Below are 16,674 nucleotides of genomic sequence, written 5' to 3'. Positions count from 1 at the left end.
AGTGGGGCCACGCACACGAGGCCCATCGGGTGCAGGCACCGCAGGCGGGGGGCGTGCCCGACCGCAGCCCCGGATCCTCGGACGGCGTGCACCTGGCCGGGGTGCGGGTCGAGGCGGAGGGGCCGGACGGCGTCGTGACGCTGCTGCAGGACGTGCACCTGAGGCTCACGGCGCGACGGGTGGCCGTCGTCGGGGAGAACGGCTCCGGCAAGTCCACGCTCGCGCGCGCGGTGGCCGGGCTGGCGGACGTGGTGGACGGGACCGTCACCGTACACGGTGTGGACGCCGTGGAGGACGTGAAGGCGCTGCGGCGGACGGTCGGGTTCGTGTTCGCCAATCCGGCGGCGCAGTCCATCATGCCCACCGTCCGCGAGGACGTGGAGCTCACCGTGAAGTCCCTCCGGGACGAGGCCGGCCAGCGGATGCCGAAGGAGCAGATCGCCGCGCGAGTGGAGGCCGCCCTGGCCGAACATCGGCTGACCGAGCTGGCGGACCGTCCGTGCCTGGCCCTGTCCAGCGGTCAGGCGCAGCGGCTGGCCATGTGCGCGGTGATGTCCGCGGAGCCGTCCCTGGTGATCGCGGACGAGCCGACCTCGCTGCTGGACGGACGGCACCGCCGGATCGTCGCGGACCGGCTGCTGGCCGCGGACGGGTTCCAGCTGCTGCTGGTCACCCACGACCTCGATCTGGCCCGCGCCTGCGACGAGGCCGTGTGGATCCATGACGGTCGCCTCCGCGCGCACGGCCCTGCCGAGGACGTGGTGTCCGAGTACGAGGCGTTCCTGGACGAGGCCGTGGCCGAGGAGTTCGGTGGGGCGCTCGACGTGGCGCCGGCCGAGGGCGCGGGTGAGGCGGTGCCGCCCCGATGATCTCGCTGTACGTGGCCGGGGACTCGCTGCTGCACCGCGGCCCGGCCGGGCTGAAGATGGCCGTGTTCGCGGTGTGGGCACTGGTGCTGGCGATCGTGCCGGCCACCCTGTGGACCGCCGCGGCGGCCGTGGCCGGGGCGCTGGCCTGCTACCTGGTGGGCTTCGGTGCCGCGCGCGGCGTGCGGATGCTGGCCGCGGACCTGCGGTCCCTGTGGCTGTTCTACGCGATGCTGCTGGCCGCCCAGTGGCTCTTCGCAGACCTCACCGCGGCGGTGGCGACGGTCGGGCGGGTGCTCGGTGTGGTGCTCGCGGCCCAGGTGATGACACGGACCACGCGCATCGCCGCCATGACCGCGGTGGCCGAGGCGCTCGTGGGGGCGGCGACTCGTATCCCGGTGGTGGGGTCGGCCCTGGCGCGGGCCGGTTTCCGGCCGGAACGGGTCGGGCTGGCGATGGGCCTGGTGCTCAGCGCGATGGGGTACCTGCGCGGCCTCGCCGACCAGGTGCGCGCCGCACAGGCGTCCCGGGGCGTGCGCATGCGCCCGTGGGCGTGGATCCTGCCGCTGCTGGTGCTCTCGCTCAAGCACGCCGACGACGTGGGGGATGCCCTCGCCGCCCGCGGCGTGGAGTGAGCCCGCGGGGTAGCGCACGGCGGCCCGGCGCGGTGCCCCCGACCGCCCCGTAGGCTGACCGGCATGCTCAGCGACGCCGACCGCACCGCCGCCCACGCCTGGATCGCCGAGGCGCTCGCCGTGGAGCCGGCGGACCTGGACGTGTCGGTCGTGCGCGAGCGCGGCTGGGGCGACATCTGGCAGGCCACCCCGCGCACCGGCCCCGCCGCCGGCCTCCTGCACTGGTTCAAGGCCCCGCACCCGTCCCTGGCCCGCGAGGTCGGACTGCGCCGCGTCCTGGATGCCCGCTGCCCGGATGAGATCCTCCCGCTCGTCGCCGCGGACGCCAGCCGCGGCTGGCAGCTCAGCGCCGACGCCGGCCCCACCCTCGCCGCCCTCTCCCGCACCGAGGACATCGCCTTCCTCCTTCCCCTTCCCGACGACGGCCCCGCCCCCGGGTACGTCGCCCTCGCCCGGGCCTTGGCCCGCGTCCAGCGCGGCGTCTCGGCCGCCGACCTCGCCGGACTGGGCATGCCCGAGTTCCGACCCGCCGACGCCGTCCGCACCATGGCCGAGCGGCTCGAGGTCTTTGCCGCCCTGCCCGTCGGTCATCCGGTCCACTGTCGGCCCGAGGAGAAGGCGAGGGCCGCGGATCAGATGCGTGCCGTCGTCGGGGCGTGGGAGGAGCTGGTGGGGGAGCACCCGGAGCTGGACCTGCTGAGCGTGGAGCACAACGACCTGCACGCGGGCAATGCGTTCCTGGTGGACGGGCGCGTGCGGATCAGCGACTGGGGCGATGCGGTGCTCGGGCATCCGTTCGCCTCGCTGCGGGCGCTGCTGTTCCCGGCGCGGAACGTGTTCGGGGAAGACGCGGTGACGGCGATCCGGGCGGCCTACCTGGAGGAGTTCTTCGCCGGCGGTGAGGCGCCGCCCCAGCAGGTGCAGCAGCGGGCGCTGGACCTGGCGATGACGCTGGGCGCGGCGAACAGGCTGCAGTGCTGGACGGTCATGCCGGAGGCGGTGTGGCGGGAGTACGCGGAGTACATCGTGCCGCTGTGGCGTGAGGCCGGGCGGCCGTTCGCCGAGGTGTCCATGGCGTGAGGGTGGGTTGCGCCCGGACCTAGGTACAAGGTGTACTTAGATACATGACCCGCCTTCCCGACGACGGCTCCCGCGCCTCCGCAGACCACCGCCCTTGGCCCTCCGGCTGGGTGCGGGCTGCCCTGGAGCCCGCCATCCTGGGTGCGCTCCTGCAGGGGCCGCTGCACGGGTACGGGATCGCGCAGACGCTCGCGGAGCGCGGCTTCGGAAAGCTCCGCGGCGGCTCGCTGTACCCGGTGCTCGCCCGCCTCGAGGAGGCCGGCCACGTGGACACCCGCTGGGTGGAGGGTCAGGGCGGCCCGGGCCGCAAGGACTACGAGCTCACGGACGCCGGCCGCGCCGAGTACGCGGAGGCCGTGGCGTCCTTCCAGGCCCTCGCCGTCGCGCTCGCCGGCCTCGGCGCCGCGGGAGCAGCCGTGGGATCCGAGGCCGACACTCTGCAGACCACCGAGGAGGGGACCTCATGAGCACGCCGCAGCACCGTACCGACCACCGAGACCGCCAGGGCCCCGTCGCCCGCACCCTGGGCAGGGGCGCTTCTGCCTCTCGTGCGCTCCGGGACCTCGTGGACTCCTTCGCGGACGTCCGCGGCCGGGAGGAGGACGCGGACTGGGCCCGTGAGGCGGCCGGGCACCTCGCCCATGACCAGGTGACCCCGGCCCACCGGCATCGCCTGCTCGCGCGGGCCCGCTCCGTGGTCGCCGAGGCCCAGGAGTCCCCGGACGAGCTGTTCGGCCTGCCGGAGGACTGGGCCGCCGAGGTCCAGGCGGAGGCCGCAGCCGAGGGCACCTCGCTGACGGACTCCTCGGCCACCTCCGTGGCGGACGTCTTCTCGGTGGGCTTCGTGCTCGCGGCGGCCGCGAGCCTCCTCGCGTTCGTGCTGACCCTCGCCGTGGACGGACTCACCACCGACCTCTCCCCGGGCCTGCTCCTGATGCCAGGGGTGATCGGCGTGGGCGGTGTGGGGGTGTTCTGGGCCTGGGACCGGCTGCAGCGCCGGCTGGCCATGGCGGTCGCGCTCGGCGTCGGGCTGGCCCTGGCCGGGGTGGTCCTCTGCGCCGTCGTCCTGGTGATGCTGGCCCTCGGCGAGGTCGTTGTCGCCGGCACCAGCACGTTCCTGTGGCTGGCCGCGGCAGCGGTCTACGGCGGCCTGGCCGCGATCTCCGCCCGGGTGCTCCCGGACGCGGCGGCGGACCAGGGCGCCACCCCGCGGACCGACGAGGAGTGGGCCGCCCGCCTCGCCTACCTCCTGCGCTCCCGTGCGGACGTGCCGGAGCACCGTGTCACGGAGACGGTCGCCGAGGCCCGGGCCCATGCGGCGGACGCCGGCACCACCCTGGCCGAGGAGTTCGGCTCGCCGGCCTCCTACGCCGCCCGTGTCCCCCGCGACCGCGTCCACCTCGCCCGCAACCGTGCCGTGGTGATGACGATCGCCATGGCCATCACGGTGGCCATGCTGTTCGGCGTGCTCATCCCGGCCGGGGAGGCGTCCTGGGTGCACTGGGTGATCGTCGCCGGTGCCGTGGCCGCCGCCGGGCTCGCCTGGGCCGGTGTCCGCAGCGCCTCCCACGCCGCCGAGACGCCGTCTTCGCACACCGCGGAGACCACCTCCACCCGTACCTCCGACACCACATCCACCCGCACCACCGAAGGGGGCCCCGATGAGCACGCACACCCACGGAGCCGATGACCGCATCCCGGCCCTGCTGGACCGCTTCGTCGCGGCCCGCGGCCTGGAGTCGGACCGGCGCTGGGCAGAGGAGGCGCTCGCCCGCTTCCTGATGGACGACGTCCGGGAGGACGTGGTGGCGAGGGAGCTCGCGGAGGCGGTGGCCGTCGTCGAGGGGTCGGGCACGCGCCCGGACAAGCTGTTCGGCCCGGCCGCGGACTGGGCCCGCTCCCGCCGCGACGAGCTGGCCGGCGAGGGCCAGGTGGTCCTGGAGACGGAGCCTCCGCTGACGTGGAGGTCTGTGCCGTCCAACGCGCTGATCATCTCGGCGCTGTTCTCCATCCCGTTCGCGCTGGTCTTCGCCATCCGCGACGGCCTGACCGTGGACTTCTCCTGGGCCCACCTGTTGGTCCCGCTGGTGCTCGGGTCGCTGATGGCGGTGGTGGTGACCCTGTGGTCGCGGACCATCGTGCGCCGCACCTTCAGGGTCTCCGTGGCTATCGTGGTCGGGGCCGTCCTGGTTCTGGCCACGGGCGCCGGCTTCCTGCTGCCGACGCTGGCGGACTTGCACCTGTTCACCGGCAGCGTCGCGTGGCATCTGGCGATCGTGGCCGGCTACCTCGCCCTGGGCGTGCTCGGCTTCCTGCTGCTGCCCACGGACGAGACCGCGAAGGAGTTCGAGCAGCAGATCCCCGACGACGGCACCTGGGCCCTCGTGCTCGGCGGCACCCTGCGTGGCCGGCTGGGCTATTCGGACGAGCGTGCCCGCCAGGTGGTGGAGGAGGCCCGGGCGCATGCGGCGGCCTCCGGCAGCTCGCTGTCCGAGGAATTCGGCACCCCGCAGGAGTACGCCGCCCGCTTCCAGCCGGACACCCGCCGCAGGGACCGGCTGTACGCCGTGCTGCTGACGCTGGTGGCCGCGTACTGGGTGGGCATGCTCGGCTTCAAGTGGCTCGCCCCGCAGGAGAGCGTGGAGTGGTGGCGCATCTTCGGTGCGGTGCTGTTCCCCGTGCTCGCCGGCTGGCAGTGGCGCCTGGCGCTGCGGCCCCGCACGGAGGGCTGAGGCGGCGACGGCAGGACGGACTGTGACTGGCCCTGGGGGCGGCACAGGCCCGACCGCTAGGCTCACGCCATGGAACCGTCACAGCGACGCACCTTCCGAGCCCGCCCCGGCAGCGGCCGCCGCCGCCCCGGCTTCCTGCGCCGTCTGATCGGGATCATCGCCGTGCTGCTGGGCCTGGCGATCGCCGTCGGAGCGGTCTGGATCCTCAAGGACATCGGCGACCCCCTGCGCGAGGCCGCGCTCGCCGAGGACTACACGGAGATCTTCGCCTGGCTCGGCGGCGGCCTCATGGCCATCCTGGTGTCCCTGCTGCTCATCTGGGGCGGCATCCGCGTGCAGCGTCCCTGAGCCCTTCGGGGCGAGACTGTGGCCGACCCAGCGGCCGTCAGTCCTCGCGTTCCTCGCCCGCGGTCTCACCCTTGCCGGACTCCAGCGCCAGCAGCCCCTGCGGGGTGAAGCTCACGCGACTGCCGGGCCGTGAGTCGATGCGCCGGAGCACCTGGACGAGCCGCGCCCGGTACTGGTTCCGCAGCGGCTCCGGGTTGGCCGGGTCGGAGATGTGCGTGAACAGGCCGCGAGCGGTCTGGAGGTCGCGCAGCTCGGCGTCGGAGATGCCGGCGTCCCCGATGAGCCGCACCCGCGCATCGCAGGCGAGCACGGCCTGCTTGAAGGCGTCCACGGCGTCCCGGTAGGCCGCCACGTCCGCCGCGGTCAGCCCCCGCTGCGGCACGGACTCGATCAGGTCCCACTCGTCCGAGGCGCGCCGGGCGGCACCGTCCATGGCGCGCACCTCGGGGATGTCCCGGTTGTGGAACTGCGGGTACTTCAGCTGCAGGTCGAAGTCCAGGTCATAGGAGGCGACCTTCCGGATCATCTCCAGGTGCAGCCCACGCGCCTGCTCGCGCCGCCGTGCCAGGGTGCCGCGTCCGTCCCAGCCGCGTGTGGGTCGGTCCTCGACGACGGCCGCACCCCTTCCAGCGGAAGGCTCCGCTGGAAGGCGGGGTGCCGTCGTCGGGAAGGAGGCGTTAGAGGGGCGTCTCTGGTGTTCGGCGGCTTCGAGGTGCTTCTTCCTCGCCGCGGCGCCGGCGTAGGCCGGCAGGGGCGGGCGCTTGGGGTGGACGCGCGCGGAGTGGGGGACCTTCTCCAGGGCCCAGTGGTGGAGGCAGGCCTCCCAGTCGGTCCAGGATTCGAGGTCCTTGTCCGTGACGGGCGCCTGGGCGGCGGCGGTGAGCTCGCGGGAGAGTCCTGGGTCCTGGCAGTGTCCGCCGATGACGGCGACGATTTCGGAGACCGCCCATGCATGGTGGTGTTCGGCGCGGGCACGGATGGCTTCGCGCTGGTCAGCGGTGAGCACGGACCACGCCTGCCTGCCGATGGTGCGGGCTGTGTCGAACTTCCGACCGGCCCGCTGGTGGGTCTCGAGGCTGCCGGCCAGACTGGTGTCCTCGATGGTGATGGCGTTGTCCTCCACGTTTGCGCGGGTGGCGGCGACCTTGCGGAATGCCTGCCCGAGCTCCTTCGACTCCTCCGAGGCGGCGGCGGTCTCGGCGAGCCACCAGCCGCGGCGGCGTGCGGCGCGGACCCAGGCGGTTGCGTCTGCGGGCCGATCATGGCCCATGGACATCCGCAGTTCACGCAGGGCCTGACGGAAGTGGTCCTGGCCGGGGACTCCCATGTGGTTCGCGGTCTCCAGCTCCGGCTTCTGCTGGAACGGCAGCTTCCCGTAGAAGCGGTGCTCGTGCCAGACCAGGCCGAGACCGATCAGGACTGGGGATAGGAGCACGATCAGCAGGATCCAGAGCACGGACTCCACGTGTCTCCCCTCGGTCGGCGTCGGCGGCGATCACGCCGATTCTGCCAGGCGCAGCGGACACCATAGCCCTCGGCCCGCGGCCTCCTCCGCCTGGGCCAGCTCACCGCTGCGCGCGGCTGAGGCGGCCGATCACTCCCCGGTCTGACCGTCGATCTGCTCGCGCAGCAGGTCAGCGTGCCCGTTGTGGCGGGCGTACTCCTCGATCATGTGGACGATGATCCAGCGCAGCGAGACGTCGGCAGCACCACCCCAGGCCGGGTGCGTTCCGGCCAGCCCTGCTGCGGGATCCTCGCCGAGCAGCTCGGTCACGATGCCCTGGGACCTCGCCACCGACTCCTCCCACAGCCGCCGCAGGTCCTCGGCGCCGTCCTGGTCCGCGGAGTGCCAGTCCCAGTCCGGGTCCGCATCCCAGTCCACGTCCACCCACGGCTGCGACGTCGGCGTGCCCAGCGCCGTGACCTCGAACCAGAAGAACTCCACGAAGGCCAGGTGCTTGAGCATCCCGCCGAGCGTCATCCCGGAGGCGTGCCCGTCCACGCGGCGACGCAGCTGCTCCTCCGTGAGCCCGGAGGTCCGCCACCGGAACGTGGCCCGCTGGAACTCGAGGAAGCCGAGGAGGGTGCCGGCCTCCCCGGCGGCGAAGGCAGGCTCCGGGCGGCCGAACTCGTCGAAGCGCTCGAACGCGCCGTGCGGCGCCCCCGGCACCAGGGGAGCGGGCTGCTGAGAGGAGCCCTGCTCCTGATTCTCGACGACGGCACTCGCCTCCGCAGCGGAGGGCACCGGGTTTTGGGGTGTGGTCATGGGGGCAAGAGTAGGCAAAAGCAGGTGCCTGGAGGAGAGCCAGGACACTATCGCGTCGGTCGCGCCTGTCAGAATCGGAGTATGAGCTCGAGTCCCTCGTCTTCGCAGAAGCGCCAGAACGACCTGGTGCCTGGTGTCTACGAACGCTTGGAGACTCGCCAGGTCGCGAAGAACCTTAAAGAGATCACCGATCTGTCGCCGGTTCTGGAGAACGTTGCGGACGATGCGCTGCCGCGGCACCTTGCCGTGCATCTCGCGGGGCTCATTGAACATGCCTTCAGCGGGGCATCCGCCCGCACTCGGGAAGAGCAGCTCGCGCTTGCAGCACGAGTTGTCGATGCGCTGGGACCGGACTACGGGCCGGACGAGGTGGAGGAGGCCGACAACGGCAAGGTCCGTGTCCTGCATGAGCTTCAACCGAAGCGTGAACCGAAGCCCACGCCCTTTGAACGTCCCCAAACTCCGTTCTCCGATGTCGCTCTTCTGACAAACGGCCAAGGTGAACCCAGCATTGGCTCGGAGATTCGATTCGAACTGGCGTCCTCTGACCGAGTGGATCTGCTGTGTGCCTTCGTCAAGTGGCATGGATTGCGCACGCTGGAGAAGGAACTGACGGAGCTGCGGGACCGGGGGATTCCCTTCCGCGTCATCACCACCACGTACGTCGGTGCAACAGAGCGCCGCGCTTTGGACCGCATCGTCCGCGACTTCGGTGGTGAAGTGCGGGTGAACTACACAACGGCATCCACACGTTTGCACGCCAAGGCCTGGCTATTCCACCGTGATTCTGGACTGTCAACGGCCTACGTGGGGTCCTCCAACCTTTCTAAGGCTGCAATGCTCGATGGTCTCGAGTGGAACGTTCGGCTGTCCCAAATCGCGACGCCTGCTCTCATTCGCAAGTTCCAGGCCACCTTCGAGTCCTACTGGGGCGACAAGGCGTTCGAGCTCTACAACCCGGACACGGATGCCGAGCGTCTCGACGATGCACTTCGCAGCGATGACATTTCGGGCGCGCGAAGGGACGAGAAGATCCAACTATCTGGTCTGGACGTTACGCCGCGCCTGCACCAGCAGATCATGCTCGACGACCTCAATGCAGAACGCCGCCGAGGCCACCATCGCAACCTGCTTGTCGCCGCGACCGGAACAGGCAAGACCGTCATGGCTGCCCTCGACTACCGCGACCTGACGGTCGCGGCGGGTGGCCGGAGGCCCCGGTTGCTGTTCGTCGCGCACCGTAAGGAGATTCTCGATCAAGCGCTGCACACGTACCGAGAAGTCTTGAAGGACGGGGCCTTCGGTGAGCTCTATGTTGATGGCCACAAACCGACGCAGTGGAAACATGTGTTTGCCTCCGTTCAGTCGCTCAAACCTGAGCGAGTCCAGTCCTTGGCCCCGGCGGCATTCTCCGTGGTGGTCATTGACGAGTTCCATCACGCAGCCGCTCCGTCGTACTCAGCGCTGTTGGTGCATCTCCAGCCTCACGAGGTATTGGGTCTGACTGCGACGCCTGAGCGGACGGACGGCACGAACGTGAAGGACCTGTTCGGGGGAAGGATCGCGTCAGAGCTGCGTCTGTGGGATGCGCTGGCCGACGACCTCTTAGTCCCGTTCCACTATTTCGGTATCTCTGATGACGTCGATCTGACGCATGTCGAGTGGCGGCATGGTCAGTACGACCATCAGTCATTGAGCAACGTTTACACCGGCAATGATGCGCGGGCTGGGAAGATCATCAAGGCAATCGAGGACAAGGTCTCCGATCTCGATGACATGAGGGCGCTCGCCTTCTGTGTCACGGTGGAGCATGCCAAATACATGGCAGACAAGTTCAACGAGGCGGGCATCCCCGCGGCTGTCGTCATTGGCGAGACGCATTCAGACGAACGAGCATCTGTTCTCAGCCGGCTGGCGACGGGTGAGCTCAAGATCGTGTGTGGTGTAGACGTCTTCAATGAGGGTGTTGATATCCCGACCGTCAACACGGTCCTGTTCTTGCGCCCCACGCAGAGCGCCACGATTTTCTTGCAGCAGCTGGGCCGCGGCCTGCGCCGTGCGCCAGGCAAAGCGGTCCTGACCGCGCTGGACTTCGTCGGCCACCAGCGTGCTGAGTTCCGGTTCGACCTTAAGCTGCGAGCCCTGACGGGGTCGGGGCGGAAGCGGCTGGTGGACGACCTCCATCACGACTTCCCGTACCTGCCTGCAGGTAGCCAGATCGTCTTGGACGAGGTGGCACGTGATCATGTCCTGAGCAATATTCGGCAGCAGATCAACATGAACGCCAAACAGTTGGCCCAGGACATTCGCGTCCATGCCGGCCGTCGTTCACCGTGGGAGTACCGCCTGCGGGAGTACCTCGATGAAGCAGATCGGTCGCTGGCCGACGTCATGCGTCCGGGCGCTAACGGACGAAACTGGACCACCCTTCGCGAGCAAGCCGCCGGTGCCCCGCCATGGGGTCCGATGACGGACGAGGAGCGTCGGCAGTCCTTGCGCGCCATCACCTTGCGGCACGTCGATGATGCGGAACGGGCAGAGGCCTACACGCGGCTGTTGACCGAGGACGTCCCTTACGACGCTCTGACTGCGCGCGAGCAGCAGTTCGCTCGCATGCTCTACTTCACAGCGATCCATGACAAGAAGCGGGAACGCTTTACGTCCTTCGACGAGGGGCTTCGCTGGGCTCGTCAGCAGGCTGCGTTCGTCGAGGAAGCGACACAGTTGCTGGAGTGTTCTCTCGACGCTGCACGCACCATGCCAGAGCCCTTGGACCTTCCTCGGGAATCCGCGTTGCTGAGTCATGCTCACTACAGGCGCGAGGAAATTCTTGCTGGACTCGATATCGCCACGTGGGACAGCAAGCAGAGTGGGCATCGCGAAGGCGTCGCCTGGTCCTCTCGCTATGAGACTGACGCCTTCCTGGTCACGCTGAAGAAGGATGAATCGCGGTTCTCGCCGACGACGATGTATCGGGACTTCGCGGTCAGCCCGTCCCAGTTCCATTGGGAAAGCCAGAGCCGTACGCGTGCCCAGTCGCCACAGGGCCAGCGGTACCTCGCGAAGCAGCGCGGGGAGTCGAACACGTTGATGTTTGTGCGCAATACCGGATCGGATGACATCGGGGAGGGCGCTGCCTTCCTCTGCCTGGGAACGCTGCAGTTCCATGAGTGGTCGGGAACCGAACGGCCCATGCAGATCACCTGGGAACTCGACCGGGAAATGCCGGCTGCGACGTTTGCCGAGGCCAGCGCAGCAGGGTGATGCTGCCCGGTTGTGGACATTGGTCTCCACCCGGCGTGCCAGGGCCTTCGTAGACTGATCCCCGACTGTGACGCCCGCGAGCAGGGGAGGGAGGTGGGCCATGCGCAGCCGCGCCGCGCGCCTGACGGCCCTCACCGTCGTCTCCGCCGTCGCGCTCGGCCTCCCCGCGACCGCCTCCGCCACCTCCGCCACGGCGACTCCCGCCGCGGCAACACCGGCCTCGGCCGCGCCCACCGCCACCGCCTCACCCTCGGCCACCCCGGCCTCAACACAGCCCGCCCGGCCGACCCCCGTCTACCCCACGGCGCCCGGCAACGACCCCTCCGAGCGCTCCTTCCCCTCGCCGCAGCCCATCGACGCCACCGAGTGGCAGCCGGGGGACAAGATCGTCGCCGACGGCCGCGTCATCCCGCACGTCACCCGCGTCACCGAGTCCATCGACTTTGCCGTCCTCTACCCGGTCACACCCCACGCCGACCTCGACGCCCTCCTCGACACCGCCCGCTCCATCCCCCTCGGCAACCGCAAGATCATGCTCACCGTGGACATCGCGGACGAGGGCGCCACCGAGCAGGACATGCGCGAGGACGCCGAGGCCACCGGCCGCGCCATGGTCCAGGAACAGCGCCCCGGCATGGCCGCCGCCACCGTGGACACCGGCCAGCCCCGCCTCAAGCCCGGCTGGGTCATGGCCACCGTCATGCTCCCGCCCGCCTCCTCCTCCGGCCTTCCCGACGGCGGCCCCCTCGAGCCCGTCGTCGACCTCGCCGTGGGAGGCGGCGTCACCGCCACCGACGACGCCCGCCAGAGGCTGGAGGAGATCCTCGCCGGGCACCGCAACGAGGACGGGCTCAACGACGCGCTTGACCAGCTCGTCCGGGCCCTGCCCCAGCTCACCGAGGTGGACCCCGGAGTCAAGAGTCCCGGTCAGTTCGACCCGGGCCTCTTCGGTGACGATGACTCGCAGGTCCCGGCCCTCGGAGCCCTGCTGCTGGTGGCCGTCCCCCTGCTGCTCGTCCTCGGCATCGGCGCGAACATCCTGAGCCGCCGCAGGAAGGTCGCCGGCGCCGCCCGTGGCCGCGGCGGAGACCGCTCGGCTGCCACCGGCAAGGACGGCCGTGACTCCTCCCAGGGGTCCACACGATCCCGGCGAGGCGGGGCAGGCAGGGGAGCGGCCGTCGTCGGGAAGGAGATGGACCCGGGCTGGTACGCGGCCCACGCCGGCGACCCCAGCCTCAGCCTGCGCCACCGCCTCTCCCTGCTCGGCCTCGCCCTGTCCGCCGAGGGCGCCCACGAGCTGCCCTCCGGACGGAAGGCCGTCACCGCGCTCGTCCACCACACCCAGGCCGTCGAGGAGCGCGCCGGCGGCCTCCGCGAGAGCCTGCGCCCCGGACGTGCGGCACGCGAGAAGTCGCGGGCCGAGGACCTCGCCGCCCGTGCCGAGGAGACCGCCCGGCTGATCGGGGACCTCGTCCGCGAGGGCCACGGCGCCCACCCGCCCGTCCGCTTCGACTCCACCGTGGAGGACGCCGGCCGGCAGTACGCCGGGCACGGCAGATCCGCCTCCGACGGCCGACGCGGCTGGCTGCGCCACATGTCCCGGAGGAGCCGATGAGCAGCAACGACCGCCGACGCCGCCGCGCGCACGGCCGCAGGAACATCGGCTCCGAGACCGCCTACTCCGCCGGCCGCCGCCGCGCGGACATGAAGAAGTACGGCGTCCTGCGGCACTGGGCCGACCTCTACGTGTTCACCGGACGCGGCGCACTGATCGGAGCGCTGCTCTGCGCGCTGTTGCTGGGCGTCGTCGGGTGGGTCGGCTGGACCGCCAACACCGCCGAGCCGAAGCACACCGCCGAGATCACCGTGCAGGGCGAGGACACCGTCTCCGGCATCAGCCAGGAGAGCGTCGACCAGGTGATCGGGGACCGGCCGATCCCCAGCTGGCGACCGCTGCAGGTCCTCGTGACCGACGACTACTTCGCCAGCCTGAGCGCCGAGCCCGAGACCGACGAGTACGACGTGGTCATCTCCACCCGGCCCGACGACCGCCCCCACCACCTCGGCTACGAGCGCGAGTACGCCGGGATCCGCGTCGCCGCCGACGTCCGCGCCGCCATGAACCACGAGGACAAGCGCCGCTACCGCGTCGAGCTGCGGCTCGAGGGCCGCTACCACGCCGACCTCGCCCGCGGCATGGGACCGACCGCCGTGGTCAACACCGTCCGGGACATCGGCGACCGCACCTACGACGGGCAGCCGCGCGGAGTGTTCACCTACTTCGCCTGGGGCCTGCCGGCCCTGATCGGACTGCTGGTGTGCGGCGCCGCAGGCCTGCGCCTGAGCACCCGGGAACGGGGAGTTCGGCGCGGCATGAAGCGCGCACAGGCCAGCCTGGCCCGCACCATGCTCGAGGACGAGGCACTCGCGCTGGCCGACGTCAGCGTGGCGGGGTCGGAGGAACGCCGCCGCATCAAGGACGGACGCCGCGCCCTGCACAAGAGCCTGGAGGCCGTGGCCCGCCGGGCACGCACCACCCAGCGGCGCATGGACCGGCTGGGGGAGCCGCTCGGCACCCCGCGGTTCACCGCCGAGGGGCGGGTGCAGGACAACCGGGACCACCTGCACACCCGCTCCTGGCGGGAGCTCGCCGTGGAGGTGGAGGAGCTCGTCGCCGACACCGAGCGGCTGTCCGGACGCACCGAGGCGCTCATCGACTCCTCGGACGTGCTCGTCGGAACGGCACGGTCCACGCGCGTGCTGGACCGGGTGCTCGGACCGACCGCCACAGCACTGATCCGGCTGAAGGCCCGCCTCCGCGATGCCCCCAGCGGCACCGTGGCCGAGGCGACCCTCGAGACCCTCGACGACGCCCACGAGGCCCTGCTCGCCCTGGCCCAGGACGAGGAGTTCGACCAGGCGGGGACACGGCGGTGGACCTCCGCCGAAGACCGGCTCACCACCGTGCTCCGCGACGTCTCCGACCAGCTGGGCCGCTACCCGATCCCCATGACGCCGCGCGCGGACGGACCGGACGAGGACGACACCGCCCGCCAGGACCTGCGCCGGTCCCTGGGCCTGCCCTCCGACGCCGGGCTGCGGGACGCCCTCGCCGACGCCGACCACGCCGCCCGGACCCTGCTGGGCGCCCAGCCGGAGGGCCTGGACGTCCAGCCCGACCCCGAGGACGAGGCGCGACGACACGAACGGGCGAGCGCCGCCGTCGGGCGGGAGGCGCTCGTGCCGAAGCGGTTCCTCGCCGGCACCCGCGCGATCGCCTCGATCGGGCTGGGGCCCCGCGGCTGGGCGTTCGTGCTGATGCTCGTCTGCCTGCCGGCATTCACCCTGGCCGGAGAGCTGCGAGACCGCCTCACGGAGGACAGCGCCGGTGCGGCGGTCCAGGAGCAGCAGCTCGGCGAGGTGGCCGCGGTGCGCCTGGACGGGCCCGCCTACGGCGTGCAGTCCGAACGGCTCCCGCAGATGGTGAACGAGCGCATGCCCGGTGAGTACGAGGTGGTCGTGGCCGTGCGGCGCGCCGAGGACTACCTCGCCCCGCTGCCCGTGCCCGACGACGCGGCGGCCGACGGCCGGCTGGACCCCGCCGTCACCCAGGAGGGCGTCCACCGCATCCTCCGGGAGACCGGCGCCGCCGCCCCGGAGACCGGGGAGCCCGCACCCGGCGTGATGGTGGTGCCCGTGTACGTGTGGGAGGACGGCACCCGGCAGGTCGGCTCCGCACTCGTGACCATGGACGGCCCCCGCATGGACAACGGGACCGCGTCGTTCCAGCGGGTGGAGATCGTGGAGGACCACGACGAGATCACCCGGATGGTCGCCACCGAGGTGCGCCTGGCGGCCGATGAGCTGCGGAACGTCTCCGAGCGCGCCCACACCCGGTTCGGCGACGTCTCCTCCACGACCACCCACGTCCTGCTGACCGCCTCCATCCTCGGTGGACTGGTGGCCCTGCTGATGGTCCTGGACGCGCTGACCGGGCAGGCCGCCGGCGTGCGGGGCCTGGGCTCCCTGGGGCGCGGTGCGCGCCGGCTGCGCGGCGTCATGCGGCGGCTCGAGACGCTCATGCTCGGGCTGGACCGGTCTCGGATCGACGCGGTGGCCGTGCTCGGCGCCGGCCCCGCCGGAACCCCCGCCGAGGCCGGCCAGCGGCTCTACGAGCGTGAGCTGGTGGCCGCCTGGCGCGAGGCCCAGGTGCTCGCCGAGACCTCACTGGTGGAGCGCGCCCGGGCCGGTGACTTCGGGGCGCGGGTCGCGCGGCTGGAGCGGACCGTGGCCGTGCTGGAGGCCCGCGACGAGGACGTGTCCGAGCGCGTGGAGGACGTGCTCGAGCGCTCCCTGCGCCACGCCCCGGTGTGAGTCGGCTGCCTCGAGGCCCTGGACCGGCGTGCGGAGCCCGCCCTAGCTGTAGGAGGGCCTGACGTTGTTGACTCGCGCCGGGGCCAACGAGGCCGGCGGGATGTTCCCGCAGGAGGTATGAGGCCGATGGTAGTTGTAGTGGTTCACCCACACCTGCAGGGCCTCACGCCGGGCCGTCTCTGAGGAGTACGGGCGGGCGTAGAGGACCTCGTCCACCATCAGCCGGTTGTACCGCTCGACCTTCCCGTTGTGACGCGGGGTGTAGGGGCGGATCCGGTGGTGCCGGCCCCCGAGCGAGACCACCTTGGCCGTGAAGTCCACGGCCCGGTAGTTGTTCCCGTTGTCCGTGACCACCCGGTCCACGGTGATGCCGTGGGCGGCGAAGAACGCCCTCGCCCGGCAGAAGAACCCGATCGTGGTCACCGCCTTCTCGTCCTCCAACGCCTCGGTGTACGCCAGGCGGGTGTACCCGTCGATCGCCGAGTGCAGGTACGTGTACCCGACCCGTCGGCCAGGCCCGCGTTTGGCCGCTCGCGCGTTCGCGGAGTCCCGGCCGTGAGCACGCCAGCCTCCCCCTTCGGGGATGCGCCCGATCTTCTTCACGTCCATGTGCACCATGTGCCCCGGGCCGCGGGCGGTGATCTTCCGTGGTCGTTGGCGCAGGCCCTCACCCGTGGGCGCGAGGTCTCGCAACCGGGAGATGCCCAGCCGGTGCATCCACCTCCCCACGGTGCGCAGGCACAGCTGGTGGCCTTCGGAGACGAGGTGGTGATGGATGCGTCGGGCGGACCACTTCTGGTCCCGGCGCAGGGCCTCGATTTCGGCCAGGATCGCGGTGTCGAGCTGGGCGGGGCAGTGGTGGGGCCGGCTCGAGCGGTCCTGCAGTCCTGCCTCGCCCTCGGCGCGGTAGCGGGCCACCCAGGTGGCCACCGTGGGGCGGCTGACGCGGAACTCGGCTGCCACGTGCGCTTGGGGGATGCCGTCGTTCAGGTGGCGTTGGACCATCCTGAGACGGCCGGTGGGAGTCAGGGGTGCATTAGCGTGAGTCATGAGTGGGTCTCTTTGCGCGGATGGGTGGTGTAGGAACTTCCATCCTGCGGGAGAGGCCC

General features: G+C 71.3%; 13 protein-coding genes. 10 read left to right on the top strand and 3 right to left on the bottom strand.

Going from position 1 to position 16,674, the window contains the following annotated elements:
* Positions 1-53 precede the first annotated feature (53 nt).
* The 7 genes from CEQ11_RS00165 (at position 54) to CEQ11_RS00135 (ending at position 5,661) form a co-directional block, all read left to right on the top strand.
* Positions 54-869: an energy-coupling factor ABC transporter ATP-binding protein gene (locus tag CEQ11_RS00165; protein ID WP_227718643.1), complete on the top strand. Its 816-nt coding sequence runs from the start codon at positions 54-56 to the stop codon at positions 867-869.
* Positions 866-1,501 carry a CbiQ family ECF transporter T component gene (locus CEQ11_RS00160; protein WP_088477318.1) on the top strand — a complete coding sequence of 212 codons (636 nt, stop codon included), beginning with the start codon at positions 866-868 and terminating at the stop codon, positions 1,499-1,501. The genes CEQ11_RS00165 and CEQ11_RS00160 overlap by 4 nt, the downstream gene beginning before the upstream one ends.
* Before the next feature lie 63 nt (positions 1,502-1,564).
* The gene (locus CEQ11_RS00155; protein WP_088477317.1) at positions 1,565-2,581 is read left to right on the top strand and encodes a phosphotransferase family protein; all 1,017 of its coding nucleotides are present in this window, start codon (positions 1,565-1,567) and stop codon (positions 2,579-2,581) included.
* Positions 2,582-2,625: 44 nt separating this feature from the next.
* Positions 2,626-3,048: a PadR family transcriptional regulator gene (locus CEQ11_RS00150; protein WP_088477316.1), complete on the top strand. Its 423-nt coding sequence runs from the start codon at positions 2,626-2,628 to the stop codon at positions 3,046-3,048.
* Positions 3,045-4,271, top strand: coding sequence for a hypothetical protein (locus CEQ11_RS00145; protein WP_088477315.1), 1,227 nt, complete (start codon positions 3,045-3,047; stop codon positions 4,269-4,271). The genes CEQ11_RS00150 and CEQ11_RS00145 overlap by 4 nt, the downstream gene beginning before the upstream one ends.
* Positions 4,243-5,313 carry a hypothetical protein gene (locus CEQ11_RS00140; protein WP_088477314.1) on the top strand — a complete coding sequence of 357 codons (1,071 nt, stop codon included), beginning with the start codon at positions 4,243-4,245 and terminating at the stop codon, positions 5,311-5,313. Before CEQ11_RS00145 ends, CEQ11_RS00140 begins: the two co-directional genes overlap by 29 nt.
* Before the next feature lie 69 nt (positions 5,314-5,382).
* On the top strand, positions 5,383-5,661 hold the full coding sequence (locus CEQ11_RS00135; RefSeq protein ID WP_088477313.1) for a hypothetical protein: 279 nt from the start codon (positions 5,383-5,385) through the stop codon (positions 5,659-5,661).
* A gap of 37 nt (positions 5,662-5,698) precedes the next feature.
* Here CEQ11_RS00135 and CEQ11_RS00130 read toward each other — a convergent pair whose 3' ends face one another.
* On the bottom strand, positions 5,699-7,126 hold the full coding sequence (locus CEQ11_RS00130; RefSeq protein ID WP_088477312.1) for a hypothetical protein: 1,428 nt from the start codon (positions 7,124-7,126) through the stop codon (positions 5,699-5,701).
* A gap of 129 nt (positions 7,127-7,255) precedes the next feature.
* The gene (locus CEQ11_RS00125) at positions 7,256-7,927 is read right to left on the bottom strand and encodes a DinB family protein (protein ID WP_088477311.1); all 672 of its coding nucleotides are present in this window, start codon (positions 7,925-7,927) and stop codon (positions 7,256-7,258) included.
* Between the two features lie 81 nt (positions 7,928-8,008).
* Between CEQ11_RS00125 and CEQ11_RS00120 the strand changes: the two genes are divergently transcribed.
* The 3 genes from CEQ11_RS00120 (at position 8,009) to CEQ11_RS00110 (ending at position 15,565) form a co-directional block, all read left to right on the top strand.
* The gene (locus CEQ11_RS00120) at positions 8,009-11,191 is read left to right on the top strand and encodes a DEAD/DEAH box helicase (RefSeq protein ID WP_088477310.1); all 3,183 of its coding nucleotides are present in this window, start codon (positions 8,009-8,011) and stop codon (positions 11,189-11,191) included.
* Positions 11,192-11,291: 100 nt separating this feature from the next.
* On the top strand, positions 11,292-12,806 hold the full coding sequence (locus CEQ11_RS00115; RefSeq protein WP_088477309.1) for a hypothetical protein: 1,515 nt from the start codon (positions 11,292-11,294) through the stop codon (positions 12,804-12,806).
* A complete protein-coding gene (locus CEQ11_RS00110) occupies positions 12,803-15,565 on the top strand; it encodes a hypothetical protein (protein ID WP_088477308.1) in 2,763 nt (920 codons plus the stop codon). Before CEQ11_RS00115 ends, CEQ11_RS00110 begins: the two co-directional genes overlap by 4 nt.
* Before the next feature lie 42 nt (positions 15,566-15,607).
* Here the strand turns inward: CEQ11_RS00110 and CEQ11_RS00105 are convergent, their stop codons facing one another.
* Positions 15,608-16,615: an IS481 family transposase gene (locus tag CEQ11_RS00105; RefSeq protein WP_088477307.1), complete on the bottom strand. Its 1,008-nt coding sequence runs from the start codon at positions 16,613-16,615 to the stop codon at positions 15,608-15,610.
* Positions 16,616-16,674: the final 59 nt, after the last annotated feature.

It is taken from the genome of Micrococcus sp. FDAARGOS_333 (assembly GCF_002206575.2).
Classification (GTDB): Bacteria; Actinomycetota; Actinomycetes; order Actinomycetales; family Micrococcaceae; genus Micrococcus; species Micrococcus lylae.
Note: the sequence above shows the minus strand (reverse complement) of the source record. Positions and strands in the feature narration are given on the sequence as shown.